Here is a 24,620-nt window from a genome sequence, read left to right as displayed (position 1 = left end):
AGGGTTCAGTCCTCGGCGATCGCCGCGTTGGTCAGGTTGTCCAGCGCGTTGCTCATGGTATCCAGGATGTCGTCCCGGTCGTCGATCCCGTGGCGTTCGGCCATCCATTCCGGATCGTTGTACGCCAGCCAGGTCTGGCCGTCGTCATCGGTCCAGGCCAGCGCCTTCATCGGCAGGTCGATGCCCGCGGTCTGCTGGCTGGTGAACATGTGGCTGCCCAGTGCCGGGTTGCCGAACAGCAGGAGTTCGGTAGGACCGAGGTCGATGTCCACACCGTCGGCCTTTGCCGCATGGTCCCAGCGCAGGGCGACGCCGACGTCGTTGGCTGCGAGCGCGTTCTCCAGCCGATCCAGGGTCTCGGAGGCCGAATGCGGGCTGGTCTTGGCGATCATGCCGGGGACGTCGACTGCCAGCGCCGGTGTCGCGGTCAGGGCCAGGGGCAGCAGGGCAGTGAGCAGAGTCTTTTTCATGACGAGGTCCTTGTCTCGGGGAGAATTGAACAGGTCGGGCCGGAGAGCGGTGGGCCGTTGCCCCGGGTTGCACCTGCGTGGAAAACCCACGGCGGGGAAGGTAGACGATCGATACAGATTTTGCAGGGCCCCTCGCGACGATGGTCGGTTCGGGGCCTGAATTCGGGGGCAGTCTGCCGGGGCGGGCGGACGCCGGCCATGCTCGACCGGCCGGGAGACATGTTCCGGCGTCCGCCAGGTTGGGGAGGTGGCGAGGTCTGCGTCACTGCATCAGCAGGTAGCCTTCATGCTGCAGTTCGATGATCTCGGCGTCGGCCATCGGCACGACGTTCACGAAGCCGTGGATGTCCTCGAGCTCGATCCCGCGCAGGCGGGCGGAGGCTTCGCACATGCGGAACTCGATATTGCCGGCCTGTGTCAGCGAGCGGGCGCGGCGCATCAGTTCTTCGTGCTCGTCGAATTCGTCGCGGGTGAAGTAAGGCACTTCCTGCCCGTGCAGCACCATCACGATGTGCGATTCGAACGGGTCGGCCTCGTAGACATTGTTCAGCATGCTCACCCGATCCAGCACCATTTCCAGCTCGCGCGGGCTGCTGGTGTAGACGTCATAGACCACCTTGCGGGGCTCGTAGGGGCGATCTATCTTCTCGGCGGAACCCCACGGCAGGTTATCGTCCGCGCCGGCAACCAACGGGGTGGCCAGCAGGCTGACGGCGGCCAGCAGGATCAGCAGCAGTCGGGTTACGGGACAGTTTTTCCGGTTCATGAGTGGCTCCTTGGTTGCTTTGCCTCGTTGAGGGTGGACGCTTTGCCGTAGCGAAACGTTCCTTGCGACGCGGGACGCTACATGCGGGTCTCGGGCCCCTGGTTCCGCAGTACGCGCTCGAGGACCGATTCCATCGCGAAGGTGATGCGCCGGCCCAGCGTCTGGGGACGGTGATAGGTCAGTTCGAATACGTCCGCCTCGCGGGTCAGTTCCAGCAGCAGATCATCGCTGGTGCGCAGTTCGTCGGCCAGGCCCATCTCGCGGGCCTGTTCGCCATACCAGTGTTCGCCGGTGGCGACCTGCTCGAGGTCCAGTTGCGGGCGGTAGCGGGCCAGGAAGGTCTTGAACAGCTCATGCGCCTCTTCGAGTTGCTCGCGGAACTTCTTGCGGCCCTCGTCGGTGTTCTCGCCCAGCATGGTCAGGGTGCGCTTGTACTCGCCGGCGGTCAGCAGTTCGACGTCGATGTCGTTGCGTGACAGCCAGCGGTGAAAATTGGGAATCTGCGCGACCACGCCGATCGAGCCCAGCACCGCGAAGGGGGCGGCCACGATGCGGTGGCCGACCGCCGCCATCATGTAGCCGCCGCTGGCGGCCACGCGGTCCACGGCCACGGTCAGGTCCAGACCCCCTTCGCGCAGGCGGGCCAGCTGGGCGGCGGCCAGCCCGTAGGAGGGGACCAGGCCCCCTGGACTTTCCAGGCAGACAATCGCCCGGTCCTGGTCCGGCCGCGCCATCGTGAGGATCGCGGTGACTTCCTCGCGCAGGCTTTCGACACTGGAGGCGCGGATGTCGCCGTCGAAACGCAGCACGTACACGCGGGGGCGTTCGGTCGTCGAACCGTCGTCCGGAGGCGCATCGCCGGATTGCGTCATGTCCGCGCTCCCCGATCCTTCCGCCTGCGACGGGGCATCGTGGGCTCGCCCCAGCTTGCGACGGCTCCAGGCGCGCAGGCGCTCGAGCCGACCACGGCGGCGTTCAACGGCTCGGCGCACGGTTTTCTCCATGCGCTCGAAGCGGTCGTTCAGGCGCTTGACCTGCAGGCGGTCCGGCCGTCGCTCGCGCGAGCGGGCGAGCAGGCCGGCGAACGCACTCAGCACGATGAGCGCGGCGATTACGGCCGTGGCGGCCTTGGCGAGGAAGAGTCCGTATTCCTGCAGAAATTCCATTTCGTGTCCCGGTTGAATGGGGTTGCGTGGTGAGCCGCGAAGGCGGTGTGTGCATAATGCCAGCATGGATACCGATACAGTTGAAGACCCCCGGAGCGCGGGACGGTTTCACGGCCAGGAAGGTTCCGCGGCCGGTCCGGTTCCCGAGCCGATCATTCACGCCGGGTATGCCACGCTGAGCCTGCGCCAGATCGACGACTGGAACGGGGTGCCCAAGGGCACGGCCTTTCGCCTGTTCAAGGCACGCAAGGACCAGCTGCGCGAGGGCGTGGATTTCTTCTACATCCCCGAAGGCAGCCACCCCGAACTGACCGAGACCCTGCGCCTGGATGGCCGAATCTATCCCTCCACCGTACACCTGGTACTGCTGACCGGCGCCGCCTATGCCCGCCTGCGCGAGGAGTGGCATGCGCGCACTCACAAGCCGGGTTGCGGATGCCCCGACGAACACTGACAGGGCGCGGCCCCATGGGCCTGTCCGAGCGGGCCGATTGATGCGTGTCACCCTTGAACAGTGGCGGATGCTGCAGGCGGTGGTGGAGGCCGGCGGCTTTGCGCGTGCCGCCGAACGGGTGCACAAGAGTCCGTCGAGCATCAACCATGCGGTGCAGAAGCTGGAAGAGCAGCTGGGGGTGGATGTCTTCGAGGTGCAGGGCCGCAAGGCCGTACTCACCCCGGCGGGCGAGGCGCTTTTGCGCCGGGCCGGGCATCTGCTCGAAGAGGCGGCGGAGATCGAGAACCTGGCCGGCGCGCTGGCGGCAGGGGTGGAATCCGAGATCCGGCTGGCAGTGGACCAGCTCCTGCCACGCGAGCCGGTGATCCGGGCGCTGGAAACCTTCTCGAAGGCCTACCCGGCCACCCGGATCCAGCTGCACGAGGTGGTGCTGAGCGGAGGGCCGGACATGCTCCGGGAAGCGGCCGTGGACATCCTGCTGGGGCCGGAACTGCCTTCCGGTTATCTCGGGAGCTGTCTGGGCGAGTTGTCGATGGTCTGCGTCGCGCATCCCTCGCATCCCCTCGCCCAGGCGGAGGCGGCCCTGACCCGGCGCGATCTGCAGGCACACCGCCAGGTGGTGGTGCGCGATTCCGGCGACCAGGGAGGTGGCCAGGGCGGCTGGGTCGAGGCGGACCAGCGCTGGACGGTCTCGCACATGGGCACGGCCTGCGAGATCCTTCGTTCGGGCATCGGGTTCGCCTGGGTGCCGGAGGATCGCATCGCGGGGGATCTTGCCGCCGGCCGCCTGGTCGAATTGCATCTGGAGGCCGGGGCGCGCCACCGGGTGCCGTTCTACATTACGCATGCTGATCGTGATCGCGCCGGCGTGGCCAGCCGGTCCCTGATGGCAGCACTGGAACAAGGCTTCCGAGGCGAGCCTTCATAGTCAGTCAGAACTTGTGGGAGCGGGCTTGCCCGCGAAGTGCCGGCCCCCGCCGGATCGTGCCCGCAAGCCTGAGCGCAATACCCAATCACAAGGAAAGAACCAATGTGCGGGATCGCAGGAGAATTCGTCTGGGGTGAGCGGCGCGCCAGCGGCGAGGCCGTGGCGCGCATGCTGCCCTGCCTGGAACGGCGCGGGCCGGATGCCGACGGGCTGTGGGCCTCCGGGCGGGTCGCGCTGGGGCACCGGCGCCTGTCGATCCTGGATCTGTCGCAGCGCGCGCACCAGCCGATGTTCGACCCGGAGACCGGGCTCGCGCTGGTTTTCAACGGTGCGATCTACAACTTCCGCGCCCTGCGCAGCGAGCTGGAGGGCCGCGGCCATCGTTTCTTCTCCACCGGCGATACCGAGGTCATCCTGCGCGGCTATGCCGAGTGGGGCGAGGGCATCGTGGCCCGGCTGCACGGCATGTTCGCCTTTGCGCTGTATGACGGCCACGCCCAGCGCCTGCTGCTGGCGCGTGACCGTATGGGCATCAAGCCGCTGTATCTGGCGCGTACGGGCGACGGCATCCGCTTCGCGTCCAACACCCAGGCGCTGCTGGCGGCCGGCGACGTGGATACCGCGCTGGATGCCGAGGCACTGCACATGCTGTTCTCGCTGCACGCGGTGGTGCCCGCGCCGCGCACCGTGCTGCGTGGCATCCGCAAGCTGGAGCCGGGGCATTACCTGAGCATCGATGCGCGCGGCCAGGAACGTCTGCAGCGCTACTGGACGCTGCATGCCCACCGCCCGGACGCGGCCGTGTCCGACGCCGAATGGCAGGAGCGTATCGAGCACAGTCTGCGCAGCGCCGTGCGCAGGCGCCTGGAGGTGGCCGACGTGCCGGTCGGCGTGCTGCTCTCCGGCGGGCTGGACTCCTCCCTGCTGGTCGCGCTGGCGATGGAGGAGGGGGCGCAGGACCTGCGCACCTTCACCGTCGGCTTCGAGGACCAGCCGGAGGAGAAGGGCTCGGAGTTCGAATACTCCGATCCGGTCGCCGAGCGCTACGCCACCGACCATCAGGCCACGCTGATCCCCAACGACCAGGTGCTGGCCCGATTGCCGGAGGCGGTCGGGGCGATGGCCGAGCCGATGTTCGGCCAGGACGCGGTGGCCTTCTACCTGCTGTCCGAGCAGGTCTCGCAGCATGTGAAGGTGGTGCAGTCCGGCCAGGGCGCGGACGAGGTTTTCGGTGGCTATTTCTGGTATCCGCAGATGGCCGAGGATCGCCACGGCGACTGGGTGGAGCGTTTTCGCCGCCACTACTTCGACCGCGACCACCCCGAGATGGCCGAGATGCTGCGCCACCCGCCGGCGAACGACGTGACCGGCGACTGGCTGCGCGAACAGTTCGCCGAACTCGAGACCGACCGCGCGGATTCCTTCATCGACGCGGTGCTGGCGCTGGATGTGACCACGCTGATCGTGGACGATCCGGTCAAGCGCGTGGACAACATGACGATGGCCTTCGGCCTGGAGGCGCGGGTCCCGTTCCTGGATCACGAACTGGTGGAGACGGCCGCCGCGATGCCGCCGCACCTGAAGCTGGGCGACGGCGGCAAGGACGTGCTGCGCCGCATCGCCCGCGGGCGCCTGCCGGACGCGGTGCTGGACCGGCCCAAGGGCTACTTCCCGGTGCCGGCACTCAAATACGTGCGCGGGGACTTCCTCGAGTTCATGCGCGACATCCTGACCTCGCGCGCCTCGCGCGAGCGCGGCCTCTATCAGCCGGCCTACATCGACAGGCTGCTGGATGCCCCGGACCAGTACTTCACCCGCATCCAGGGCTCCAAGCTCTGGCACGCAGCCCTGCTCGAATACTGGCTGCAGACTCACGTGGATGCGTGATCAAAGGGTGTATGTCACCACGAAGCACACGAAGGCACGAAGAAGGTCAAGGTCAAGAGCGGATTAACCACAGAGGACACGGAGTACACGGAGACGGCCCATGGCATTTCGGGTGAAGGGCGCGAGCATCATGGGCCGGGAATAGTCCGTCTAAAGGGGGTCACCCCAATGCAGTTCGATATGCTTGGCACGTACTTCAGCTGCAAGCCAATCAACGACTTTCTCCGTGATCTCCGTGTGCTCCGTGGTGCAACCCGCCCTGGACCTTCTTCGTGCCTTCGTGTGCTTCGTGGTGAAATCCGTGTTTCCCTCAGGACTCCGTCAGGCGCGGCATCAGCATGGTGAGGTTGCAGGGCATGGTGCGGTCGTCGAGCTGGGCCTGGATGATGCGGTCCCAGGCGGTGCGGCAGGCGCCGGTGGAGCCGGGCAGTACGAAGATGTAGGTGCCGTTCGCGACCCCTGAAAGGGCGCGGGACTGCAGACTGGAGGTGCCGATCTCTTCATAGGAGAGCATGCGGAACAGCTCGCCGAAGCCCTCGATGGTCTTGTCCAGCAGCACCGAGGCGGCCTCGGGTGTGCCGTCACGGCCGGTGATGCCGGTGCCGCCGGTGGTGAGCACCGCATCGATCTCGGGGTCGGCGATCCAGCGCGAGAGTTCCGCGCGGATGGCGTAGATGTCGTCCTTCACGATCCCGCGATCGGCCAGGCGGTGGCCGGCGCCTTCGAGGCGTTCCACGAGGGCATCGCCGGAGCGGTCTTCCGCCAGTTCGCGGCTGTCGGAGACGGTGAGCACGGCGATGTTCAGCGGCTTCCTGACGGGGGTGGTTTCCGGCGTGGAATCGGTCATGGCAACGTCCTGTTGGTGTATCGTGGCGCCCATCTTAATGAGTTGCTGGAGTTCCGGGAATGTCGGAGCGGGTACAGAAGGTCCTGGCGGCGCGCGGGCTGGGTTCGCGGCGCGAGATCGAGGGCTGGATCGAGCGCGGCGAGGTGCAGGTGAACAACCGGACCGCGCGGCTGGGGGATCAGGTCGACGAGCACGACGTGATTCGCGTGCGCGGGCGCATCGTGCGGCGCCCGGAGCACCCGCACCGCTGGATCGTGTACCACAAGCCGGTCGGCGAGATCTGCAGCCGCTCCGATCCGGAGGGCCGGCGACCGGTGTTTGCCAGCCTGCCGCGTCTGAAGGGGCAGCGCTGGGTGGCGGTAGGCCGGCTGGACCTGAATACTTCGGGCCTGCTGCTGTTTACCACCGACGGCGAACTGGCCAACCGGCTGATGCACCCGAGCATGGCGCTGGAACGCGAGTATGCCGTGCGCGTGCTGGGCGAGGTGCCGGCGGCCACGCTGGACATGCTGCGCGAGGGCGTGGAGCTGGAGGATGGCCCGGCGCGTTTCGACAGTCTGGAGGAGCAGGGCGGGGACGGCGCCAATCACTGGTATCACGTGATCGTCAGCGAGGGGCGCAACCGCCTGGTGCGGCGGTTGTGGGATGCCGTCGGGGTCACGGTCAGCCGCCTGATCCGGGTGCGCTACGGGCCGGTGGTCCTGGGGCGGGGTCTGAAGACCGGCGCGGTGCGCGACCTGGAGAGCCGCGAGGTGGCCGGGCTGTACGCGGCGGTGGACCTGCCGATCCCGGAATCGGCGCGCCCGCGCGGGCGGGGCGGACCGCGCCGCGACCCCCGGAGCAAGCAGCGGCCCGGCAAGCCGGCGGCGGCCGGCAAGTCGCGCAACAGTCGGGCGGCGCGCGAGGACGGCTGGAGTTCCTCGCCGCCGAAGAAGTCGGGCAAGCCGGCATCCCCTGGTGGTCGCGGTGGTGGCCGGGGCGCGAAGCCCTCGGGCGGTCGTTCCGGCGGGCGCCCGGCGGGCGGTGGTAAATCGGGCGGGCGTCGCCAGCGGTAACACCACGTGCGGATTCCCGACCTTCTGGAGGCCCTGCGTGCGGAGTACGGTGACCTGCAATGGTGGCCGGCGGATACCGCCTTCGAGGTGATGGTCGGTGCCGTGCTGACCCAGAACACGAGCTGGACCAACGTCGAGAAGGCCCTGGACAACCTGCGCGCCATCGGTGCCCTCTCGCCCGAAGGACTGATGGCGCTTGACCCGGAAGAACTGGCCGAGCGGATTCGTCCCAGTGGCTACTTCAACGTGAAGGCCGACCGGCTGCGGCATCTGCTGCGCTTCCTCGAGGCATCCGGCGGTGTCGAGGGACTGACCGCGCTGGAAACGGCCGAGTTGCGCTCGGCGTTGCTGGGCGTCAAGGGCGTGGGCCCGGAGACGGCCGACGATATCGTGCTGTATGCCTTCGACCGCCCGGTCTTCGTGGTGGATGCCTACACGCGGCGTCTGTTCGAGCGCCTGGAGGTCCCGCAGGCGCAGGCCCCCTATGATCAGCTGCGTGGCCACGTCGAGACGGAGTTGGGGCCGGATGTGGCCGCCCTGAACGACCTGCATGCGCTGATCGTGGAGCATGGCAAGGAGCGCTGCCGCCCGCGACCGCGGTGCGAAGGCTGCCCGCTGCGCGACCACTGCAGCCATCCCGACACTCGGGGAAACCCTTGAGGTCGCCGCCTCGTGCCGGTTGACGCTGACCCCGGGGCGCCCGAATCTGAGCGTTTGGCCCGACTGACCCGGGAGGTCGCATGCGGTACGTCTACTCCCTGCTGATCATCGTGTTCGTCGCGGTGGTCGCGATCTTTGCAATCCAGAACCTGCGACTGGTGACCCTGAATTTCCTGACCCTGCATGTGACGCTGCCACTGGCGTTGCTGATCGTCGGGATCTACCTGCTGGGGCTCGTCTCCGGGGGCGCGCTGGTGGCCCTGCTCAAGCGCTGGATCCGTGGCGCGAGTCGCTGATCGGGGCGGTTCGACGCCTATGACCGGTCGCTTACGGTGACGGCGCTCTGGATTCGTCGTCACCCCCTGCTGGTGATCGTGGCGGCACAGCTGTTCGGCACGTCGCTGTGGTTCTCGGTCAACGGGGTCGGGTTGTCGCTGCAGCAGGCACTGGGCTGGTCGCCGGCCGAGATTGGCTGGCTGACCATGGCGACCCAGACGGGCTTCATCACCGGAACGCTGGCGGTGGCCGCGACCGGCCTGGCGGACCGTTTTCGTGCCAGCCGGCTGTTCGCGATCTCTGCCGTGGCCGGGGCCGGACTGAACGCCATGTTTATCCTGCTGGCCGGTGTCTGGGAGATGGCCCTGCTCATGCGGTTCCTGGTCGGACTGGCGCTGGCCGGGGTTTACCCCCTGGGCATGAAGCTGGTGATTGCCTGGACGCCCGAGTACAAGGGCTGGGCCCTGTCCTGGCTGTTGGGCATGCTGACTCTGGGCACCGCGCTGCCGCATCTGCTGCGCGGCGCCACGCTCGATTTCCCCTGGGCGATCCCGGTGCTGCTGGCGTCTTTCCTGGCGGTGCTGGCGGCACTGCTGATCCTGCGCCTGGGGGATGGGCCCCACCTGCCACCCCCGGGGTGCACACCGGGGCTGGGCAAGGGGTTTCGTGCATTGCGGCGGCGGGACTTCCGGGCCGTGGCCGGAGGCTACTTCGGGCATTGCTGGGAACTGTACGCCTTCTGGACGCTGGTCCCGCTGCTGGTGGCGCGCGAGCTGTCGCGTCTGGAGGCCGATGCCGGGCTGATCCCGTGGCTCGCCTTCGGCGTGATCGCGCTGGGGTTGGCCGGCTGCGTCTGGGGCGGCCGCCTGAGCCGGGGCCTGGGGAGTCTGCGCGTGGCGCGGGTGGCCCTGGCGACGTCGGGCCTGGCCTGTCTGCTGTATCCGCTGCTGGCCGGGCACTCGCCCTGGCTGCTGTTCGGCCTGCTGGCGTTGTGGGGCCTGACGGTGATCGCGGACTCGCCGCAGTTCTCCGCACTGGCCGCGGACAGTGCGCCGGCGGACGCGGTGGGGTCCGCGCTGAGCGTCATGAATGCGATTGGCTTTGCCCTGACCCTGCCGGCAATCTGGCTGACGAGCTGGCTGTGGGCGGATGGCGGGTTGTGGGTCCTGTGGTTGTTGCTGCCCGGCCCGTTGCTGGGTCTCTTGGCGCTGGCCCGCCTGTCGCCGCCTCATCACCCCGTTACGGCTCGCTGAAGCGGTCGCGTCGCGCCGCCTGCGACGCAGAAGCGATCAGGAGGCTGCGAGTCGGGCCTGCGCACGCTCCAGGAGTTCGGCGGCGGCGTCCGGTTGTTCGCGCAGGGCGCGGCTCCAGTGCGGGAACAGGTTCTGCTCCTCGCGGCCCTCGTGCTTGGCCAGCGCGCCGGAGATCAGGGCGAAGAACGGGGCCACGGCCCAGGCCTCGTCGACCCCTTCGCTGAATTCATGTTCGAGCATCGCGGTCTGTTCCAGGATCTCGTCGTGCTCGCGCAGCATGATCGAGGTCGGGTCCTGACCGTTCGGGCTGCGCGGCAGGTCCAGCAGCGGCACGATCAGTTCGTTTTCCACCTCCACGTGGTGGCGCAGGCCGTCGACGTAGGCGTGGAAATCCGGTGCGGCCCCCTCGACATCACCCGCGTTCACCTTGTGCAGGGCGCTGGCGAACAGGCGGTCGATGCGCAGGTGGTCGCGCTCCAGCAGGTCGACCAGATCCACCGGGGCGACATCCTCGCGGCGCTGCACCGCGAGCTTCCACAGCGGTGGCCCGTTTTCGAGACCCTGCCAGTGGATGGCATGCCGCAGCTGCAGGCCGACGGCGTCCATCAAGAGCTTCGGTTCCTGGTCCAGCCAGACTTCGAAGACCTGGCCCGGTCGCAGTTCGCGGAGGGTGTAATAGGCCCGCGTATGGGCATGGTCGCCCAGGCCGCGCAGATCGAGCAGGAAGTCAGCCATCGTCGCTCCCGATCCCGCGCCGTGCGGCCATGCGGGCACCGATGGTGTGGCGCTCCTCCGGGCTCAGCAGGTGCTCGGCGAACGGCAGCACGGCCCGCTCTTCCAGGTCGAGATGCACGCGGTATTGCCGGATCCAGGCCTCCGCGCCGGTCAGTTCCGCGGTCGAGCCGTCTGCAATTCGCTGCAGGGCCGGTTCCAGCCGGTCCCAGCCGGCCTCGATCTCGGCATGTTCCGCGCTCAGGCGCTCCAGCCATTCGCACAGTTGGGGGTGGCTGTCGGGGTGGTCGCAGTGCCGCTGGAGGAGGGGGAACAGGTCCTCGTCCTCGTCCGCGTGGTGATTGGGGGCAGCTTCGTGAAAGTATTTCAGGACCCGAGCCGCCGCAGTGCGCGCCTCCTCGTCAGCGCCCTTTGCGGCGAGGTGCGCGGGCAGACGCTCGAGGATGTCCAGGGAGTTGAGGATGCGCCGATGACAGGCGCGCAGCAGCTCGACAGGCTGCTGGAATCCGGGGACGGTCTCGTGGAGTTGCAGATGCATGGCAGTTGCGGCCTTGGCGGGTTTTCCTGAAGGGTGACTGTTACCGATCGGACGCGAGCGGGTGTTGATCTCGATCAATGCATATGGAATATAGCTTAAAGTATGCTGAGTCAAACCTGACAAGGAGCATTGCATGCACCCTCGAAACCGGATGTTCATCCTCGCGGCCCTGGTCTATGCCCTGCTGGGCGGGCTGCTCGGCATCCTCTGGCTGGTGCATCCCGGCCTGATCCCCGGCAACGTGCCGCGCATCCACGGCCACCTGATGCTGCTGGGTTTCGTGACCATGATGATCTATGGCGTGGGGCTGCATGTGCTGCCGCGGTTTTCCGGGCGGTCCCTGTTCTCCGAACGCCTGGGGCATGCGCAGTTCCTGCTGGCCAACATCGGGCTGTGGGTGATGGTCGCCGGCTGGCTGGTCTTCCATAACGCGACGGTCGCGGTGGGTGGCGCGCTGGCCTGGGGGGCGATGATCCTGTTCGCCGTGAACATCGCGCTGACCGTGCGCCACTATGGACCGAAGGGGGCATAACCATGGCACGCGCGGAATACAACGGCTGCGAGCTGCCGGACGACCTGTTCTACGACCTGGACTACGTCTGGGTGCGGCCGGAGGACGACGGCACCTTCACCCTCGGGATCACCGATCCGGCGCAGACCATGGCAGGCCGTGTGCAGTACTTCCGCTTTCGCAAGCCGGGTTCGCACCGTGCCGCGGGCAAGCCGGTGGCGCGGCTGGAGTCGGGCAAGTGGGCGGGCGGCATTCCGACCCCGTTCGACGGCACCATCGAGCGTATCAATCCGGCGGTGGAGGCCGATCCGGGTCTGGTGAACGTCGCGCCCTACACCGATGCCTGGGTGGTGGTGATGCGCCCGGACGATCCGCAAAAGGCGCTGGAGCGGCTGCACACCGGCCCCGAGGCGATCACCGGTCTGAAGCAATGGATCGATCGTTACGACATCCACTGCATGCGCTGCGCGGACTGAGCCGGGGGAGACGGATTCATGAAGGTGGAACTGCTGGTATCCGAATGGTGTGCCTCCTGCCACGATGCCGAGCGCATCTGGCGTCAGGTGGCCGAGGACAAACAGATCGACTTCGCGGTGGTGGACATGGGCCAGCCGGAAGGCCGCGAGCTGGCCACCCGGCTGCGTATCCGCTCCATCCCGGCGGTGGTGGTGGATGGCGAGCTCAAGCACATCGGTCTGCTGGATCGCACGGCCGCCACCGAACTGGTAGGCGCCGCCCCGGAGCGTACGCAGAAGGCGGCCCGGCATGTGGGGCTGGGCCTGTCGCCCTCCAGCCGGGCTTCGGTGCTGGGGGCAATGGTCTGGCTGCTGATCGCGGGGGCGGCGCTGCCGCTGGGGGGCTTTTTCCTGGAGGGCGCGGCCCGGCCGGCGGCGCTGCACGGCTTTACCCTGGGCTTTCTGCTGCTGCTGATCATGGGGCTGGGCGAGCACATGCTGCCGCGCTTTACCGGGCACCCGATCGCGGGCGGCTGGCTGTGGGCCTGGGCACCACAGATCCTGGTGCATCTGGCCGTGGTGGGGATGGGCCTGGGCTGGATCCTGGGGGTTGCGATGCTGACGGCGGTGGGTGCGCTGGCGGCGCTGATCGGCCTGGCGATGTTTACGGTTCGGGTGGTGCCGCTGCTGGTGCGTCCGTCCCTTTGAGCTCGCGCGATAGGATGGTGGCCTACCCACGATTCGGAGTGTGGCCGTGAGTCTTTTCGAGAAACGTATTGGTGATCTGGAACAGAGTTTGCCGCATCTGGAACCGGCCGAGGTGGCCCGCTGGCGCCAGGACGGGAAGCCGTTTCTGCTGGTGGACGTGCGCCAGCCGGAGGAGGCGGCCGAGGGTACGATCGAGGGCCCGGTGAATATCCCCCGGCCCAAGCTGGAGGCCACCATCGAATCTCACATGCAGGACCCCCAGCAGCCCGTCGTGGTGTTCTTTGGGGGGCGTGGCCGGTCCCAGCTGGTGGCCGACAGCCTGCGGGCGATGGGGATCGATGCGCATGTGCTGCGCGGCGGCTATGCGGCCTGGCGGGACGGCGAGGGCCGGTAGTGAGTGTGCGGGCGGATCGATATTCCAGTGCCGTGACTGGCTGGATCGCTTTTTCGTCGAGACTTGGCTAATCTCGAAGTTCGTTTCCCGGTTTCCGGAAAATCCCTGAATTTTCTTCTCTGGCGCGTCTCTCCGGGGGCGCGTCGTGTATTTGGAGTGTGAACGTGAACAAGCCGAAGATCATCGTCTCCACCACGGACATGGAGCGTCTGGACAAGCTGCTGGAATCGCTGCCGGAGGATGCCTTTCCGGGCAAGGCCGATCTGGAGGCCGAGCTGGACCGCGCGGATGTGGTGGATTCGCACGAGATCCCGGGTGCGGTGGTGACGATGAACTCGAAGGTCCGGTTCCGGGTGACCGAGTCCGGCGAGGAATTCTCGATGACGCTGGTATACCCGCGGGACGTGGATGAAAGCGGCGGCACGCTGTCGATCCTGGCGCCGGTGGGCAGCGCCCTGCTGGGGCTTTCCGAGGGGGACGAGATCGAGTGGCCGCGCCCGGGTGGCGGGCAGATGCATGTGCGCATCGTGGAGGTCGAGTACCAGCCGGAGCGGGCGGGCGAATACCACCGCTGACGGGCGGGGGCGGTGGGCGTGTATCCGGCGCGGATTCAGCCCCAGTAACCCTGGCGATACCACTGGCCACTGCGCAGGCAGCGATACAGCCAGAGCCGGCGGCCCTGGCGATCGAGTGCCCGGGCGTAGTCGCGCCGTGCATCCTGGCCATGGTCCCACCAGCCGTCTTCCAGCCGCCCCAGCCATTGCGGCTGGTCGGGCGGGGTGGCGGGGTCGGGGCCCTGCAGCCACAGGGCCGCCCCGACGGTGCGCTGGCCCGGTGTCGGGGCGACCGGGGCCGGAGTAACGGCGAGATCGTGGCGTGATCCCTGGGCCTCCTCCGGCCTTGGGGTGCGGCGGTTGACCAGGCGGGTGACCGCCGGCTCGCCCAGGCGGGCGCGCAGTCGGGCCAGGACCGCGGGCAGCTGATCCGCCGGTGGCGTGCTCGCCGGGTCCCCGGCCAGCAGGCTGTCGCCCCGGTCCGGGGGACCCAGCAGGCAGGATGCCCGCAGGCGCAGGCCGATGACGGCCTCCGGCAGGGTTTCGCGCTCCAGACGAGTCTGCCACAGGGGTAGCCATTCGTCGGCGCGCATGCCCGGCTGTCCGCGTTCCAGCGTCAGCCGGGTGCGCGCCTCGCGATGTGTCAGTTCCAGGGTCATCCCCTGCAGGCTGCGGTTCAGGCCGCGCAACTGGGCCTCGGCCTGGCGCAGCAGCCGTTTGAGCGGGAAGGCCAGGGCCGTGGTGGCGTGGATCTCGTGCTCCAGGCGCAGGGGCAAATCCAGCACCGGAGGTGGCGCAAAGCGGGGCAGGGTCTCCACGCGTCGGGCCAGCAGGTGATCCAGCAGGTCCAGCAGTTCCGGTCCGTGGCGCCGGGCCAGCTCGGCGCGTGACAGGCGCAGCAGGTCGCCCAGCTGGCGCAGGCCCAAGGCGCGCAGGCCTTCGCGGGTGGCGTCGGCCAGCGGCAGGGCCTCCAGCGGCACGGGTGTCAGCAGTCGGCGCAGGCTCTCGGGGTCCTCCGCGATCGCGGGGTTGCGCAGGTGCGCCAGCAGGCGCGCGGCGGCGGGGCTGCGCCCCAGCCCGATGCGGGGATGGAAACCCAGGCCGGCCAGGGTGTCCTGCGCCTGCTGGCGCAACGCCTCCAGGCCGCCGAACAGGCGGCGGCTGCGTCCGACCTCCACCAGGATACGGTGGGCCTCCGGTTCCGGGTGCACATGGTCGGAGAACCGCAGCAGTACGCCGGCCAGCATCTCCAGCTGGGTCCGCAGGGCGTCCGGGTCATGTTCGACCAGTTCCGGGGTATCCAGCACGGCCAGCGCATCCCCCAGCGCCATGCCGGGTCGCGCACCGGCGCGCCGCGCCGCACGGTTGGCGGCGTGCACCCGGGGGATGGCGCCGGATTCCACCACCAGTAGGGGGCGTTGCAATCGCTCCGGGTCCGGTTCCGCCCGGGCCAGGGACTCCAGCGCGAGGTGCGGCAGCTCGATGGCCATCCAGTGTTCCCGCGGCACTCGGGCGGAACTGGCGGGGCGTGCCTCCGGTGGCCGGGGAGTGGGCGCGGGGGTGGGCGCCGCCGGCAGCAGGCTCAGTTGCTGCCGGGCGGGTTCCGGGGGTGTGGCTGCGCGCGCGGGGCGGGCGGGCTGGCCCATTTCAGGCCCCCGGTGCTTCGGGAATCCACAGAGGCTGGCCGGAGCGGGCCCAGTGGCCGGCCCCCTTCAGGCAGTGCAGTTCCAGGCCGGTGGCCGCGGCCTGCCAGCGCAGGCGCTGATGGGCCGGCGAGGGCTGGGCCGCGGCGTCCGGCGGCCGGTACAGGACGGCGCAGGCCCGGCTCTCGCTGGCGGCCAGGCGTAGCCGGCGCAGCAGGGCCGTCTCCACGGGACGGCGCAGCCAGGCGAGCAGCACGCCGAAGGCCGGGTCGCGCAGGCACTGCTCGCCGGCCCACAGGGTGTCGCGATCGTGCTCGGTGCGGATCAGCAGTACCCGCTCCGGCGGGATGCCCAGGGTCTGCCAGCCCGGCAGCCAGGGGGTGGCCGGTGGCGCGATCACCGCGATCCAGTAGTCGTCCTGGCCGCAGGCGGTCAGCATGGGGACCAGCAGCCGGGTCTCGCCGCTGCCGAACGGGGCGCCCAGCAGTTCGACCAGCTGGCCGCGTGGCCAGCCCCCGCCCAGAGCCCGGTCGAGCTCCGCGTGGCCGCTGGGCCAGACCGGGGCATCCGGGGCCGGAGTGGCGCTGCGTCCGCGCCAGAGCGCCGGATGGTCGAGCAGGGTATCCAGCGCGCCCATGACTCAGGCCTGGGGGTCGAGATCGCGCAGAACGCCCACGCCGACCCCCTCGATGGCCAGTTCCTGGCGCTCCAGGTCGATCTCGATGGGGGCGAAGTCGGGGTTCTCCGGGAGCAGGCGGACCTTCGAGCCGTCCTGCGCGAAGCGCTTTACGGTGACCTCGTCCTCGATGCGGGCGACCACGATCTGACCGGGCCGGGCCTCCGGAGTCTGGCGCACGGCCAGCAGGTCGCCGTCGAGAATGCCGGCGTCGCGCATGCTCTCGCCATGCACGCGCAGGAGGTAGTCGGGGTGGGCACGGAACAGGGCGTCGTCGACCCGGTAGTGGCGCTCGATGTGTTCGGTGGCGAGGATCGGCGAGCCGGCGGCGACGCGCCCGACCAGGGGCAGTTCGGCCGGTGCGCCACGGGCGGCGCGCGGCAGGCGGATGCCGCGGGAGGTGCCGCCCAGCAGTTCGATGGCGCCCTTTTTTGCCAGCGCCTTCAGGTGGCACTCGGCCGCGTAGGGTGAGCGAAAGCCGAAGGCCCGGGCGATCTCGCTGCGGGTCGGTGCCGTGCCCTGGTTGGCGACGGTCTCGGTGATGTAGTCGAGGATGGCCTGCTGGCGTTCAGTAAGCGACACAAGGCGCCCTCCGGTATCTGTCTATATATACAGTATCCGGAGGGCTCGCCGCAGGGCAAGGGCGGATTCACCACGAAGCCCACGAAGGCACGAAGAAGGTCAAGATCCAGGTCAAAAACGGTCTACAGGAAGAAGAGAAGGCTGGAAGATAGAGGGGCCATGACGGGCGCTACCAGGGCAATGCTGGGAAGCGGCCACTTTAGGGGCGTACGATTCAGTCAGCGCTCCCCATATGTCTGCTTGCCATCACGCTTCACCATCAAAGCCTTCTAACCTTCCAGCCTTCCTGTGAATCGCCCTTGAATTCTTCGTGCCTTCGTGGGCTTCGTGGTGAATTTGCCCTGGGTTTTAAGACGTTTCAGGTGGGGGTGTAGTCGAGGGGTAGGGCGGTGCGGTCGACGACGCGGCGCAGGACGAAGCTGGAGTGCACGCTGTCCACGCCCTCGAGGCGGGTGATGCGCCGCAGCAGGAAGTCCTGGTAGGCGTCCATGTCGGGGACCACGACCTGCAGCATGTAGTCGGCGGACTGGCCGGTGATCAGGTAGCAGTGCTGGACCTCGGGGTAGCCGGCCACGGTCTCCTCGAAATGCGCGAAGCGTTCCGGGGTGTGGCGGTCCATGCCGATGTGGATCAGGGCGGTCAGTTCCAGGCCCAGGCGGCGCCGGTCCAGCAGCGCCACGCGGCGCAGCAGGATACCGGCCTGTTCGAGCGCGCGGACGCGGCGCAGGCACGGGGAGGGGCTGAGTCCGACGCGTTCGGCCAGCGCCTGGTTCGACAGGCTCGCGTCCTCCTGCAGGATCTCGAGGATGCGGCGGTCATAGCGGTCCAGTGAGTGCGGTTGCGGTTTCATAGGTGGATTATTGCGCATATTGAGCATTAATGCGCAATGATAGATCCCTCCTAAGGCCTTGATAGGGAAAAACGCAAGGTTATGCCCGGATGAATGCGTTAGGATAATGCACAGACAGAAATCCTCAGCGCGGCGGCCGATTGTACGGCCCGGGCCGCGCCCTTACAGGAGATGCGCACCATGGCCTTCGATCACACCAAATATGCCCCGTTCCCGCCGATCGACAAGGCGGATCGCCGCTGGCCGGCGAAGCGCACCACGGTTGCGCCGCGTTTCTGCGCGGTGGACCTGCGCGACGGCAACCAGGCGCTGGTGCACCCGATGAGCGTCGAGCAGAAGATGCGCTTCTTCGAGGTGCTGGTGGATATCGGCCTGACGGAGATCGAGATCGGGTTCCCCTCTGCCTCGCAGATCGACTACGACTTCACCCGCCGCCTGATCGACGAAGACCGCATCCCCGAGGGCGTGTATATCCAGGTGCTGACGCAGGCGCGCGAGGATCTGATCCAGAAGACCTTCGCGGCGCTGGAGGGCGCACCGCGCGCGGTGGTGCACGTGTACAACTCCACCAACCCGGCGCAGCGCGAGCAGGTGTTCCGCATGGACCGTGCCGGTATCCGCGGCATCGCCGAGAACGGCGCGCGCTGGGTGCGCGACTACGCGGCGAAGTATCCGCAGACGGACTGGATCTTCCAGTACTCGCCGGAGAGCTTCTCCACCACCGAGCTGGACTACGCGGTCGAGGTGGTCGATGCGGTGAACGCGATCTGGCGCCCGGACCAGGGCCAGAAGGTCGTGATCAACCTGCCGGCAACGGTCGAATCCGCCACGCCGAACGTGTTCGCCGACCAGGTCGAGTGGTTCTGCGACCACGTGCAGTACCGCGAGCATTTCTGCGTGTCGCTGCATACGCACAACGACCGGGGCACCGGCGTGGCCGCGGCCGAGCTGGGCCTGCTGGCCGGGGCCGACCGCCTGGAGGGCACGCTGTTCGGTAATGGCGAGCGCACCGGCAACATGGACCTGGTTACCGTCGGCATGAATCTGTACTCGCAGGGTATCGACCCGACCATCGATCTGTCGGACATGGAACGGCTGATGGAGGTGTACAAGGAGTGCACCGACATGCCCATCCACCCGCGTCACCCGTGGGCGGGCGAGCTGGTCTACACCGCGTTTTCCGGCAGCCACCAGGACGCAATCCGCAAGGGGCTGGCGCACTACAAGGAGCAGAGTGGCCACTGGAACGTGCCCTATCTGCCGATCGATCCGGGCGACCTGGGGCGGCGCTACGAGGAGGTCGTGCGTATCAACAGCCAGTCCGGCAAGGGCGGCGTGGCGCATGTGCTGGAGCGCGACTACGGCATCGAGGTGCCGCGCTGGCTGGCGATCGAATTCGCCCGCATCGTGCAGAAGGACGCCGAGACCTCGCAGATCGAGGTGTCATCCAGGCGCATCCACGAGTTGTTCGAGCAGCATTACCTGACCCCGGTCGCCGGCTGGGACCTGGTGCGCTACGAGATCGAGAAGGAAGGCCCGGTGGTGCGCCTGGACGCGACCATGGGCCCGCCCGGGCGCGAGTCGCGCCTGCAGGGCGAGGGTCATGGCGCGGTCGAGGCCCTGACCGCCGCGATGCAGGCCGAGCGCGGAGTGGAGGTGAAGGTCAGCCACTTCGATGAGCATGCGATGGAGTCCGGCACCGAGGCGCGGGCCATGGCCGCGGTGGACGTGCAGGTGGACGGCGAACGCTCGGTCGGCGTCGCTCTGGGCGAGGACACGACCGCTGCCACGCTGCAGGCCGTGCTGAACGCCACCGGCCGCCGCCTGGGCGAACGCGCCACCGAACCGGCCGCCGTTAACGCCTGATCCCGCGGCCTCCTGTACGGCTGTGGGCGCGCAGGGGGGCGTTGAGGGCCACGCAGGCACCGGTCGTTGGGGTGGGGCTGGCTTTGGCAGGGGCTTCGCCTGCAAGCAGGCTCCTACCGGGGTGGGATGTGGTCTTGTAGGAGCCGCCTTGGCGGCGAAGCCCCTGCCCGCGCCGGAGCGCCGCAGCCGGGTTCCGTCCCGGGCTCTTTGCTTTACCCGCTTCTCCGGCGCGTCGGGTGCCGGAGGCGTCAGAATCGACGAACGGTCAGGCCCATCGATGAAGCCGCGTCCGCCAGCACGTTGTCTGCGGTGGCGATGACTGGAACCTCGTGATGCCGCGCGGTTGCGATGTGCAGTGCGTCCAGTGTCCGCAGTGGGTGTTCGGGGTAGCGGGTGATCAGGTTGGTCGCTTCCTCGAAGAGTGAATCATCGAAGGGATAGAGCTGTAACGAGGCACTGGAGATGTCGTCCTGGAAGGTGGCGAAGATGATCGTTTCCAGCTCCTGCGTCAGTTCGCCCATACGCCGGCGCCGTGCGAGCAGGGACCGCAGTTCCGTGGCCACCAGCCGACTGATGATGGCGACGTCGACTTTTTGCAGGTAGTCGACAAAGGCCTCGGAGCCCGGTTCGTTCAGGTACCACTTGGCCAGGGCACTGGTGTCGAGGTAGCACCGTTCATCCGCGCTCATCGCGCTCTTCCCTGAGGAGGGTCTCCGAGGGAATCAGTTGCGCGGTGCGCTGGCGAAGCTCGTGGTGGTCGGGACGCTGACGCCCGCGACGCACGGGCAGGACGCGTGCAATGGGTTTTCCGTGACGGGTGATGGTGATTTCGCCGGACGCCTGTACGATTTCGTCCAGGTGCCCAATGGAGGCCCGCATCTCGCGGACGTTGAGCTCTTTCATGGCGCCCCTCAGGTGTGCTTCATTTTCTGATATTGAAGCACGAGGCTGTGCGTCCGGCAATGACGGGGGCCCATTGGGGCACGCAATGGCGCTTACTTCACCCGCTTCTCCAGCATGTTCTGCATGCGGATCAGGCGTTCCTGCAGCTTGGCGGTTTCCTGCTGGATCTCGTGGATCTCCGCGTGCAGGGCCTGGTTCTCCTCGTGCACGCTGTCGTGGATCATCTGCTGTTCGATCTCCATCGCGCGATCATGCATGCGCTGCATGGCGTCCACGATGATCGCGATGAACAGGTTCAGCACGGTGAACGTGGCGATCAGGATGAACGGCACGAAGAATATCCAGGCCCAGGGGTAGACCTCCATCACCGGGCGGGCGATATCCTCGGACCAGCCCTCCAGCGTCATTACCTGGAACAGGCTGTACATGGTGGCGCCGAGGGTGCCGAATTTCTGCGGAAAGGATTCGCTGAACAATCCGGTGGCGATGATCGCGAACACGTAGAAGATCAGTAGCAGCAGTCCGATGATGGAGACGATGCCGGGGATGGCCCGTAGCAGCGCCTCCACGATGAAGCGCAGCTTCGGCACCATGGACACCAGGCGCAGCAGACGCAGCACGCGCAGCACCGAGAATGGCCCGGAGGCGGGGATCAGCGCGATCCCCACCACGAAGAAGTCGAACACGTTCCACGGGTTGCGCCAGAAAGCCAGGCGGTAGACGAACAGCTTGGCCAGCACCTCGGCGGTGAAGAGCGACAGGATGATCGCGTCCGCGGCCAGGATGACCGGCCCCATCCAACCCATCACGGTATCCGAGGTCTCGAGCCCCAGGGTCAGGGCGTTCAGCAGGATCAGGCCGATGATGAAGCGCTGGGTCAGCCGGGCCTCGATGAAGCCTTCCAGGCGCGTGCGCAGCGTGGGGGTCTCGCTCATGGTGTCGGGAGTCGTCGCAGTGCTCGGGGAGGCGCAAGAGTAGGGTAAAGGCCGCATTCCGGCAATCGCGCCCGCTAGGGAAACACTGATTAATGCACCCGCTCGCGTTGGCACCCCAGGTTTTCCGAGACAAGGCGCGTCGCGCAGCGGGTAGCGGTTCTACCGCGCAAGCGGCGCAACGCAGGATCGGGGAACCTGGGGTGCCAACCCCCACAAGCTAGTGAAAGTCGGGGCTCGGCCGCCCGTTGTTGATCAAAAACGGGCGCGCGCACGGCGTTTCGGTTCCCTTGTGCAGAATGACTGCACGGCAGTCACCGCGCCTTGTTCGCACGCAAAAGCGACTCGAGCGCGAGCGCGTGCATTAATCAGTGTTTCCCCAGGAGCCTGTGTCTCTGCCCCGCGCGTGGTAAAACGCGTGGACCGATGGACCCTGGCTGCAACCGTGAGGAGACGATGAATGTGGGACGCGCGCTACGCGGCGGATGAGTACGTCTACGGCACCGAGCCGAATGATTTCCTGCGTACCGCGGTGGCCAACGTGCCACCTGGGAAGGCCCTGTGCCTGGGCGAGGGAGAAGGCCGCAACGCCGTCTTCCTGGCGCAGCAGGGCTTCGAGGTGCTGGCGGTGGACAGCTCCGCCGTTGGCCTGCAGAAGGCCCAGCGCCTGGCAGAGGACCGCGGCGTACAGATTGACACCCTGGTGGCGGATCTCGCGGATTACGCGATCGAGCCGGATTCCTGGGATCTGATTACCTCCATCTTCTGCCATGTGCCGCCGCCGATCCGGCGTCGTCTGCATGCCGGGGTGGTTGCCGGGCTGCGACCCGGCGGGGTGTTCATCCTCGAGGCCTACACCCCGGCGCAGCTGGAATGGGGGACGGGCGGGCCGCCTACGGCCGAACTGATGATGACGCGGGACGCGCTGGTCGAGGAGCTGGACGGGCTCGAATTCGAGGAAGCCGTGGAGCGCGAACGCGACGTGCTCGAGGGGCAGTTCCACACTGGGCGCGGTGCCGTCGTGCAGATCCTGGGGCATAAGCCAAGGCAGGACTGGGGATAGGCCCCGGGGCGCGCGGCCGGTTCAGGCGGGCCGGGGCGGGACGGCGATGCCCGCCTCGCGCAGCCACTCGCCGAGGGTGATCAGCGGCAGGCCGACCAGCGCGGTCGGGTCGTCGCCTTGCATGCGCGCGAACAGGCTGATGCCCAGCCCTTCCGACTTGAAGCTGCCGGCGCAGTCCAGCGGCTGCTCGAGTGCCACGTAGTGGTGGATCTCCTCCGGGGTCAGTTCGCGAAAGGTCACGGTAAACGGGACTTCGCCGGTCCGCGCCTGCCCGCTGGCGGTATCCAGCAGGCAAAGGCCCGTGTGGAAGGTCACCGTCTTGCCCGACAGGGCCGCGAGCTGAGCCTCCGCGCGGCCTGTGTCGCCCGGCTTGCCGAGGATGCTGTCGGCGTGGCTGGCGTTCTGGTCGGAGCCGATCACCAGGTGGTCGGGATAGGCATCGGCCACGGCGCGGGCCTTGGCCTCGGCGAGGCGGGTCACCATGGCGTCGGGACGCTCGTGAGGCCGGGGGGTCTCGTCCACCTCCGGGCGGGCGGTCTCGAACGGCAGGCGCAGACGCCCGAGCAGTTCGGCGCGGTAGGGCGAGGTGGAGGCGAGGACCAGTTTGCGCGCGGTCTCAGTCATCGGCGTTGTCGATTTCGATCAGCGCATCGTCGGGATTGGCGGCCGCGCCCTTGGCGATGTTCACCGCAGTGACGGTGCCGGACACGGGGGCGGCGATCTCGGATTCCATCTTCATGGCCTCCAGCACCAGCACCGGCTGCCCGGCCTCCACGCGGTCGCCCTCGGCCACCAGGACGTCGATGATGGTACCGGGCATCGACGTGGTGACGTCGCCGGGGCGTGTCGCGCGCCGCGACTTCTTGCGGCCCCCACCGCTGCTCGGCGTGGCATTGCCGCTGGCGGTCTCGATGGTATCCAGGGTCTCGATCTGGACCTCTTCCGGCATGCCGTCGACCGTCACGTACATCGGGCGGGTGTCCTCCCGGTGATGGCCGGAGCCGGTCACCTGGATGTGGTAGGTCTCGCCGTGGAAGGTCACGTTGAACTCCACCGGGGCCGGACAGCCCGCCTGGGTGTTCTCCGGGAGGTTCAGCGGTTCCGGCTCGAGCGTGCCGTCGTGGCGCTGTTGCAGGAACTGGCGCCCCACCTCGGGGAACAGGGCGAAGGTCAGCACGTCCTCCGGCCCGCGGGCCAGGTCGCCGATCTCGGCGGCCAGCGAGTCCATCTCCGGGGGAAGGAGGTCGGCCGGGCGGCCGTCGATGACCTCGGCGTTGCCGATGGCCTGTTGCCGCACCACGGCGTTGATCGGGCCGGGTGCTCGGCCGTAGTGCCCGGTCAGGTACTGCTTCACCTCGTTGGTGATGGTCTTGTAGCGCTCGCCGGCCAGCACGTTCATCACCGCCTGCGTCCCGACGATCTGCGAGGTGGGCGTCACCAGGGGCGGGTAGCCGAGATCCTCGCGCACCCGCGGGATCTCCTCCAGCACCGCGTCGAAGCGATCCAGCGCGTTCTGGTCGCGCAGCTGGTTGGCCAGGTTGGAGATCATCCCGCCGGGCACCTGGTTGACCTGGACGCGGGTGTCGATGCCGGTGTATTCGCTCTCGAAGCGCTGGTACTTCTTGCGCACCTCGTGGAAGTACATCCCGATCCGCTGTAGCGCGACGAGGTCCAGCCTGGTGTCGTGCCCGGTACCGGCCAGCGCGGCGACCATGCTCTCGGTCGGCGGGTGGCTGGTACCGCCGGCGAAGGCGGAGATCGCGGTCTCGATATGCCGGCAACCGGCCTCGATGGCCTGCCAGTGGCACAGCTCGGACAGACCGGAGGTGGCGTGGGCATGCAGGTGGACCGGCACGTCCAGGGCATCCACCAGCTCGGTGACCAGCTCGCGGGTGGCGGTTGGCGTGAGCAGCCCGGCCATGTCCTTGATTGCGATGCTCTGTGCGCCCATGGCGACCAGTTCGCGCCCCAGGGCAACGAATTGTGTGGCCGAATGCACCGGGCCAGTGGTGTAGCAAAGTGTGCCCTGGGCATGGCCGCCGGCCTCGCGGGTGGCCTCGATCGCGGTGCGCAGGTTCCGGGCGTCGTTCATCGCGTCGAAGATGCGGATGATGTCGATGCCGCCGGCGACCGAGCGCTCGACGAAGGCGCGGACCACGTCGTCGGCGTAATGGCGGTAGCCCAGCAGGTTCTGGCCGCGCAGCAGCATCTGTAGCGGGGTGTTCGGCAGCGCGGCCTTCAGCTGATGCAGGCGCTCCCAGGGGTCTTCCTTCAAGAAGCGCACGCAGGCATCGAAGGTCGCGCCGCCCCAGACCTCCAGCGAGTGGAAGCCAATGGCGTCCATCTGCTCGCAGATCGGCAGCATGTCCTCGGTGCGCATGCGCGTGGCGATCAGGCTCTGGTGGCCATCGCGCAGGGTGACATCGGTGATGTGAACTCGATCCATGGTCA

29 protein-coding genes are annotated in these 24,620 nt (G+C 67.9%); 14 read left to right on the top strand and 15 right to left on the bottom strand.

Features of this window, described 5'->3' with window-relative positions; all coding sequences use genetic code 11:
• Nucleotides 1–5: 5 nt before the first annotated feature.
• The 3 genes from H609_RS0109705 to sohB all read right to left on the bottom strand — a co-directional run bounded on the left by H609_RS0109705 (nt 6) and on the right by sohB (nt 2,402).
• Complete coding sequence (locus tag H609_RS0109705; RefSeq protein WP_019584348.1) at nt 6–470, bottom strand: DUF302 domain-containing protein; 465 nt, start codon at nt 468–470, stop codon at nt 6–8.
• 262 nt (nt 471–732) lie between these two features.
• The gene (locus tag H609_RS0109700; protein WP_018876386.1) at nt 733–1,236 is read right to left on the bottom strand and encodes a DsrE family protein; all 504 of its coding nucleotides are present in this window, start codon (nt 1,234–1,236) and stop codon (nt 733–735) included.
• Nucleotides 1,237–1,313: 77 nt separating this feature from the next.
• Nucleotides 1,314–2,402 (bottom strand): protease SohB, encoded by a 1,089-nt coding sequence (gene sohB, locus H609_RS0109695; RefSeq protein ID WP_018876387.1) that lies wholly within the window; start codon nt 2,400–2,402, stop codon nt 1,314–1,316.
• A 64-nt stretch (nt 2,403–2,466) separates the two neighbouring features.
• Between sohB and H609_RS0109690 the strand changes: the two genes are divergently transcribed.
• The 3 genes from H609_RS0109690 (at nt 2,467) to H609_RS0109680 (ending at nt 5,671) form a co-directional block, all read left to right on the top strand.
• Entirely contained in the window at nt 2,467–2,856 is a 390-nt protein-coding gene (locus tag H609_RS0109690) for a hypothetical protein (RefSeq protein WP_018876388.1), read from the top strand.
• A 40-nt stretch (nt 2,857–2,896) separates the two neighbouring features.
• Entirely contained in the window at nt 2,897–3,784 is an 888-nt protein-coding gene (locus tag H609_RS0109685) for a LysR family transcriptional regulator (protein ID WP_255349534.1), read from the top strand.
• Between the two features lie 102 nt (nt 3,785–3,886).
• Entirely contained in the window at nt 3,887–5,671 is a 1,785-nt protein-coding gene (locus H609_RS0109680) for an N-acetylglutaminylglutamine amidotransferase (RefSeq protein WP_028484848.1), read from the top strand.
• Nucleotides 5,672–5,981: 310 nt separating this feature from the next.
• Here H609_RS0109680 and moaB read toward each other — a convergent pair whose 3' ends face one another.
• A complete protein-coding gene (gene moaB, locus H609_RS0109675) occupies nt 5,982–6,518 on the bottom strand; it encodes a molybdenum cofactor biosynthesis protein B (protein WP_019584352.1) in 537 nt (178 codons plus the stop codon).
• Between the two features lie 59 nt (nt 6,519–6,577).
• On the opposite strand from moaB, the gene rluB reads away from it, so the two are divergent.
• From rluB to H609_RS0109655, 4 genes are all read left to right on the top strand, one after another.
• On the top strand, nt 6,578–7,573 hold the full coding sequence (rluB, locus tag H609_RS0109670; protein WP_018876392.1) for a 23S rRNA pseudouridine(2605) synthase RluB: 996 nt from the start codon (nt 6,578–6,580) through the stop codon (nt 7,571–7,573).
• Nucleotides 7,574–7,579: 6 nt separating this feature from the next.
• Complete coding sequence (locus tag H609_RS0109665) at nt 7,580–8,233, top strand: endonuclease III domain-containing protein (RefSeq protein WP_028484847.1); 654 nt, start codon at nt 7,580–7,582, stop codon at nt 8,231–8,233.
• A gap of 80 nt (nt 8,234–8,313) precedes the next feature.
• Nucleotides 8,314–8,529 (top strand): lipopolysaccharide assembly protein LapA domain-containing protein, encoded by a 216-nt coding sequence (locus tag H609_RS0109660; protein ID WP_017941597.1) that lies wholly within the window; start codon nt 8,314–8,316, stop codon nt 8,527–8,529.
• 72 nt (nt 8,530–8,601) lie between these two features.
• Nucleotides 8,602–9,762, top strand: coding sequence for a nitrate/nitrite transporter (locus H609_RS0109655; protein WP_051206773.1), 1,161 nt, complete (start codon nt 8,602–8,604; stop codon nt 9,760–9,762).
• Nucleotides 9,763–9,798: 36 nt separating this feature from the next.
• Here the strand turns inward: H609_RS0109655 and H609_RS0109650 are convergent, their stop codons facing one another.
• Nucleotides 9,799–10,497: a hemerythrin domain-containing protein gene (locus H609_RS0109650; protein WP_028484845.1), complete on the bottom strand. Its 699-nt coding sequence runs from the start codon at nt 10,495–10,497 to the stop codon at nt 9,799–9,801.
• Complete coding sequence (locus H609_RS0109645; RefSeq protein ID WP_018880366.1) at nt 10,490–11,032, bottom strand: hemerythrin domain-containing protein; 543 nt, start codon at nt 11,030–11,032, stop codon at nt 10,490–10,492. The genes H609_RS0109650 and H609_RS0109645 overlap by 8 nt, the downstream gene beginning before the upstream one ends.
• Before the next feature lie 133 nt (nt 11,033–11,165).
• On the opposite strand from H609_RS0109645, the gene H609_RS0109640 reads away from it, so the two are divergent.
• The 5 genes from H609_RS0109640 (at nt 11,166) to rnk (ending at nt 13,675) form a co-directional block, all read left to right on the top strand.
• Nucleotides 11,166–11,564 carry a hypothetical protein gene (locus H609_RS0109640; RefSeq protein ID WP_026279693.1) on the top strand — a complete coding sequence of 133 codons (399 nt, stop codon included), beginning with the start codon at nt 11,166–11,168 and terminating at the stop codon, nt 11,562–11,564.
• Between the two features lie 2 nt (nt 11,565–11,566).
• A complete protein-coding gene (locus tag H609_RS0109635; RefSeq protein WP_019584357.1) occupies nt 11,567–12,019 on the top strand; it encodes a glycine cleavage system protein H in 453 nt (150 codons plus the stop codon).
• A gap of 18 nt (nt 12,020–12,037) precedes the next feature.
• Entirely contained in the window at nt 12,038–12,706 is a 669-nt protein-coding gene (locus tag H609_RS0109630; RefSeq protein ID WP_028484844.1) for a thioredoxin family protein, read from the top strand.
• A gap of 46 nt (nt 12,707–12,752) precedes the next feature.
• Nucleotides 12,753–13,100, top strand: coding sequence for a rhodanese-like domain-containing protein (locus tag H609_RS0109625; RefSeq protein ID WP_028484843.1), 348 nt, complete (start codon nt 12,753–12,755; stop codon nt 13,098–13,100).
• A gap of 164 nt (nt 13,101–13,264) precedes the next feature.
• Complete coding sequence (gene rnk / locus H609_RS0109620; RefSeq protein WP_018866160.1) at nt 13,265–13,675, top strand: nucleoside diphosphate kinase regulator; 411 nt, start codon at nt 13,265–13,267, stop codon at nt 13,673–13,675.
• Nucleotides 13,676–13,710: 35 nt separating this feature from the next.
• On the opposite strand, the gene H609_RS0109615 is transcribed toward rnk, so the two are convergent.
• The 4 genes from H609_RS0109615 to H609_RS0109600 all read right to left on the bottom strand — a co-directional run bounded on the left by H609_RS0109615 (nt 13,711) and on the right by H609_RS0109600 (nt 17,405).
• Nucleotides 13,711–15,144 (bottom strand): DNA polymerase Y family protein, encoded by a 1,434-nt coding sequence (locus H609_RS0109615; protein ID WP_028484842.1) that lies wholly within the window; start codon nt 15,142–15,144, stop codon nt 13,711–13,713.
• A 157-nt stretch (nt 15,145–15,301) separates the two neighbouring features.
• Entirely contained in the window at nt 15,302–15,934 is a 633-nt protein-coding gene (gene imuA, locus H609_RS0109610) for a translesion DNA synthesis-associated protein ImuA (RefSeq protein WP_028484841.1), read from the bottom strand.
• Nucleotides 15,935–15,937: 3 nt separating this feature from the next.
• Nucleotides 15,938–16,555, bottom strand: a complete 618-nt coding sequence (gene lexA, locus H609_RS0109605) for a transcriptional repressor LexA (protein ID WP_028484840.1) — start codon at nt 16,553–16,555, stop codon at nt 15,938–15,940.
• A gap of 358 nt (nt 16,556–16,913) precedes the next feature.
• Nucleotides 16,914–17,405, bottom strand: a complete 492-nt coding sequence (locus H609_RS0109600) for an Lrp/AsnC family transcriptional regulator (protein WP_018866164.1) — start codon at nt 17,403–17,405, stop codon at nt 16,914–16,916.
• 180 nt (nt 17,406–17,585) lie between these two features.
• On the opposite strand from H609_RS0109600, the gene H609_RS0109595 reads away from it, so the two are divergent.
• A complete protein-coding gene (locus H609_RS0109595; RefSeq protein ID WP_028484839.1) occupies nt 17,586–19,271 on the top strand; it encodes a 2-isopropylmalate synthase in 1,686 nt (561 codons plus the stop codon).
• A gap of 248 nt (nt 19,272–19,519) precedes the next feature.
• Here the strand turns inward: H609_RS0109595 and H609_RS0109590 are convergent, their stop codons facing one another.
• The 3 genes from H609_RS0109590 to H609_RS0109580 all read right to left on the bottom strand — a co-directional run bounded on the left by H609_RS0109590 (nt 19,520) and on the right by H609_RS0109580 (nt 21,109).
• Entirely contained in the window at nt 19,520–19,960 is a 441-nt protein-coding gene (locus tag H609_RS0109590) for a type II toxin-antitoxin system VapC family toxin (RefSeq protein ID WP_028484838.1), read from the bottom strand.
• The gene (locus H609_RS0109585) at nt 19,947–20,174 is read right to left on the bottom strand and encodes a type II toxin-antitoxin system Phd/YefM family antitoxin (RefSeq protein WP_017942101.1); all 228 of its coding nucleotides are present in this window, start codon (nt 20,172–20,174) and stop codon (nt 19,947–19,949) included. The genes H609_RS0109590 and H609_RS0109585 overlap by 14 nt, the downstream gene beginning before the upstream one ends.
• 92 nt (nt 20,175–20,266) lie before the next feature.
• Nucleotides 20,267–21,109, bottom strand: a complete 843-nt coding sequence (locus H609_RS0109580; RefSeq protein WP_018866167.1) for an ion transporter — start codon at nt 21,107–21,109, stop codon at nt 20,267–20,269.
• Between the two features lie 457 nt (nt 21,110–21,566).
• On the opposite strand from H609_RS0109580, the gene H609_RS0109575 reads away from it, so the two are divergent.
• Nucleotides 21,567–22,169 carry a bifunctional 2-polyprenyl-6-hydroxyphenol methylase/3-demethylubiquinol 3-O-methyltransferase UbiG gene (locus H609_RS0109575; RefSeq protein ID WP_028484837.1) on the top strand — a complete coding sequence of 201 codons (603 nt, stop codon included), beginning with the start codon at nt 21,567–21,569 and terminating at the stop codon, nt 22,167–22,169.
• Between the two features lie 21 nt (nt 22,170–22,190).
• Here the strand turns inward: H609_RS0109575 and H609_RS0109570 are convergent, their stop codons facing one another.
• Nucleotides 22,191–22,793: a nucleoside triphosphate pyrophosphatase gene (locus H609_RS0109570; protein WP_019584362.1), complete on the bottom strand. Its 603-nt coding sequence runs from the start codon at nt 22,791–22,793 to the stop codon at nt 22,191–22,193.
• Nucleotides 22,786–24,615, bottom strand: coding sequence for a sodium-extruding oxaloacetate decarboxylase subunit alpha (oadA, locus tag H609_RS0109565; RefSeq protein WP_028484836.1), 1,830 nt, complete (start codon nt 24,613–24,615; stop codon nt 22,786–22,788). Before oadA ends, H609_RS0109570 begins: the two co-directional genes overlap by 8 nt.
• Nucleotides 24,616–24,620 lie beyond the last annotated feature (5 nt).

This window comes from Thioalkalivibrio sp. ALE17 (assembly GCF_000425605.1).
In the GTDB taxonomy this organism is placed as follows: Bacteria; Pseudomonadota; Gammaproteobacteria; order Ectothiorhodospirales; family Ectothiorhodospiraceae; genus Thioalkalivibrio.
Note: the sequence above shows the minus strand (reverse complement) of the source record. Positions and strands in the feature narration are given on the sequence as shown.

Excerpts from the sequence above, each read along its gene's own strand:
- H609_RS0109700 (WP_018876386.1), bottom strand. The coding sequence starts at position 1,236 with ATGAACCGGAAAAACTGTCCCGTAACCCGACTGCTGCTGATCCTGCTG.
- rluB (WP_018876392.1), top strand. The coding sequence starts at position 6,578 with ATGTCGGAGCGGGTACAGAAGGTCCTGGCGGCGCGCGGGCTGGGTTCG.
- H609_RS0109685 (WP_255349534.1), top strand. The coding sequence starts at position 2,897 with ATGCGTGTCACCCTTGAACAGTGGCGGATGCTGCAGGCGGTGGTGGAG.
- H609_RS0109680 (WP_028484848.1), top strand. The coding sequence starts at position 3,887 with ATGTGCGGGATCGCAGGAGAATTCGTCTGGGGTGAGCGGCGCGCCAGC.
- H609_RS0109615 (WP_028484842.1), bottom strand. The coding sequence starts at position 15,144 with ATGGCCATCGAGCTGCCGCACCTCGCGCTGGAGTCCCTGGCCCGGGCG.
- H609_RS0109595 (WP_028484839.1), top strand. The coding sequence starts at position 17,586 with ATGGCCTTCGATCACACCAAATATGCCCCGTTCCCGCCGATCGACAAG.
- H609_RS0109630 (WP_028484844.1), top strand. The coding sequence starts at position 12,038 with ATGAAGGTGGAACTGCTGGTATCCGAATGGTGTGCCTCCTGCCACGAT.
- H609_RS0109575 (WP_028484837.1), top strand. The coding sequence starts at position 21,567 with ATGTGGGACGCGCGCTACGCGGCGGATGAGTACGTCTACGGCACCGAG.
- H609_RS0109640 (WP_026279693.1), top strand. The coding sequence starts at position 11,166 with ATGCACCCTCGAAACCGGATGTTCATCCTCGCGGCCCTGGTCTATGCC.
- moaB (WP_019584352.1), bottom strand. The coding sequence starts at position 6,518 with ATGACCGATTCCACGCCGGAAACCACCCCCGTCAGGAAGCCGCTGAAC.
- H609_RS0109585 (WP_017942101.1), bottom strand. The coding sequence starts at position 20,174 with ATGAAAGAGCTCAACGTCCGCGAGATGCGGGCCTCCATTGGGCACCTG.
- H609_RS0109580 (WP_018866167.1), bottom strand. The coding sequence starts at position 21,109 with ATGAGCGAGACCCCCACGCTGCGCACGCGCCTGGAAGGCTTCATCGAG.
- H609_RS0109690 (WP_018876388.1), top strand. The coding sequence starts at position 2,467 with ATGGATACCGATACAGTTGAAGACCCCCGGAGCGCGGGACGGTTTCAC.
- H609_RS0109635 (WP_019584357.1), top strand. The coding sequence starts at position 11,567 with ATGGCACGCGCGGAATACAACGGCTGCGAGCTGCCGGACGACCTGTTC.
- H609_RS0109660 (WP_017941597.1), top strand. The coding sequence starts at position 8,314 with ATGCGGTACGTCTACTCCCTGCTGATCATCGTGTTCGTCGCGGTGGTC.
- H609_RS0109600 (WP_018866164.1), bottom strand. The coding sequence starts at position 17,405 with ATGAAACCGCAACCGCACTCACTGGACCGCTATGACCGCCGCATCCTC.
- sohB (WP_018876387.1), bottom strand. The coding sequence starts at position 2,402 with ATGGAATTTCTGCAGGAATACGGACTCTTCCTCGCCAAGGCCGCCACG.
- oadA (WP_028484836.1), bottom strand. The coding sequence starts at position 24,615 with ATGGATCGAGTTCACATCACCGATGTCACCCTGCGCGATGGCCACCAG.
- imuA (WP_028484841.1), bottom strand. The coding sequence starts at position 15,934 with ATGGGCGCGCTGGATACCCTGCTCGACCATCCGGCGCTCTGGCGCGGA.
- H609_RS0109570 (WP_019584362.1), bottom strand. The coding sequence starts at position 22,793 with ATGACTGAGACCGCGCGCAAACTGGTCCTCGCCTCCACCTCGCCCTAC.
- H609_RS0109590 (WP_028484838.1), bottom strand. The coding sequence starts at position 19,960 with ATGAGCGCGGATGAACGGTGCTACCTCGACACCAGTGCCCTGGCCAAG.
- H609_RS0109650 (WP_028484845.1), bottom strand. The coding sequence starts at position 10,497 with ATGGCTGACTTCCTGCTCGATCTGCGCGGCCTGGGCGACCATGCCCAT.
- H609_RS0109705 (WP_019584348.1), bottom strand. The coding sequence starts at position 470 with ATGAAAAAGACTCTGCTCACTGCCCTGCTGCCCCTGGCCCTGACCGCG.
- H609_RS0109645 (WP_018880366.1), bottom strand. The coding sequence starts at position 11,032 with ATGCATCTGCAACTCCACGAGACCGTCCCCGGATTCCAGCAGCCTGTC.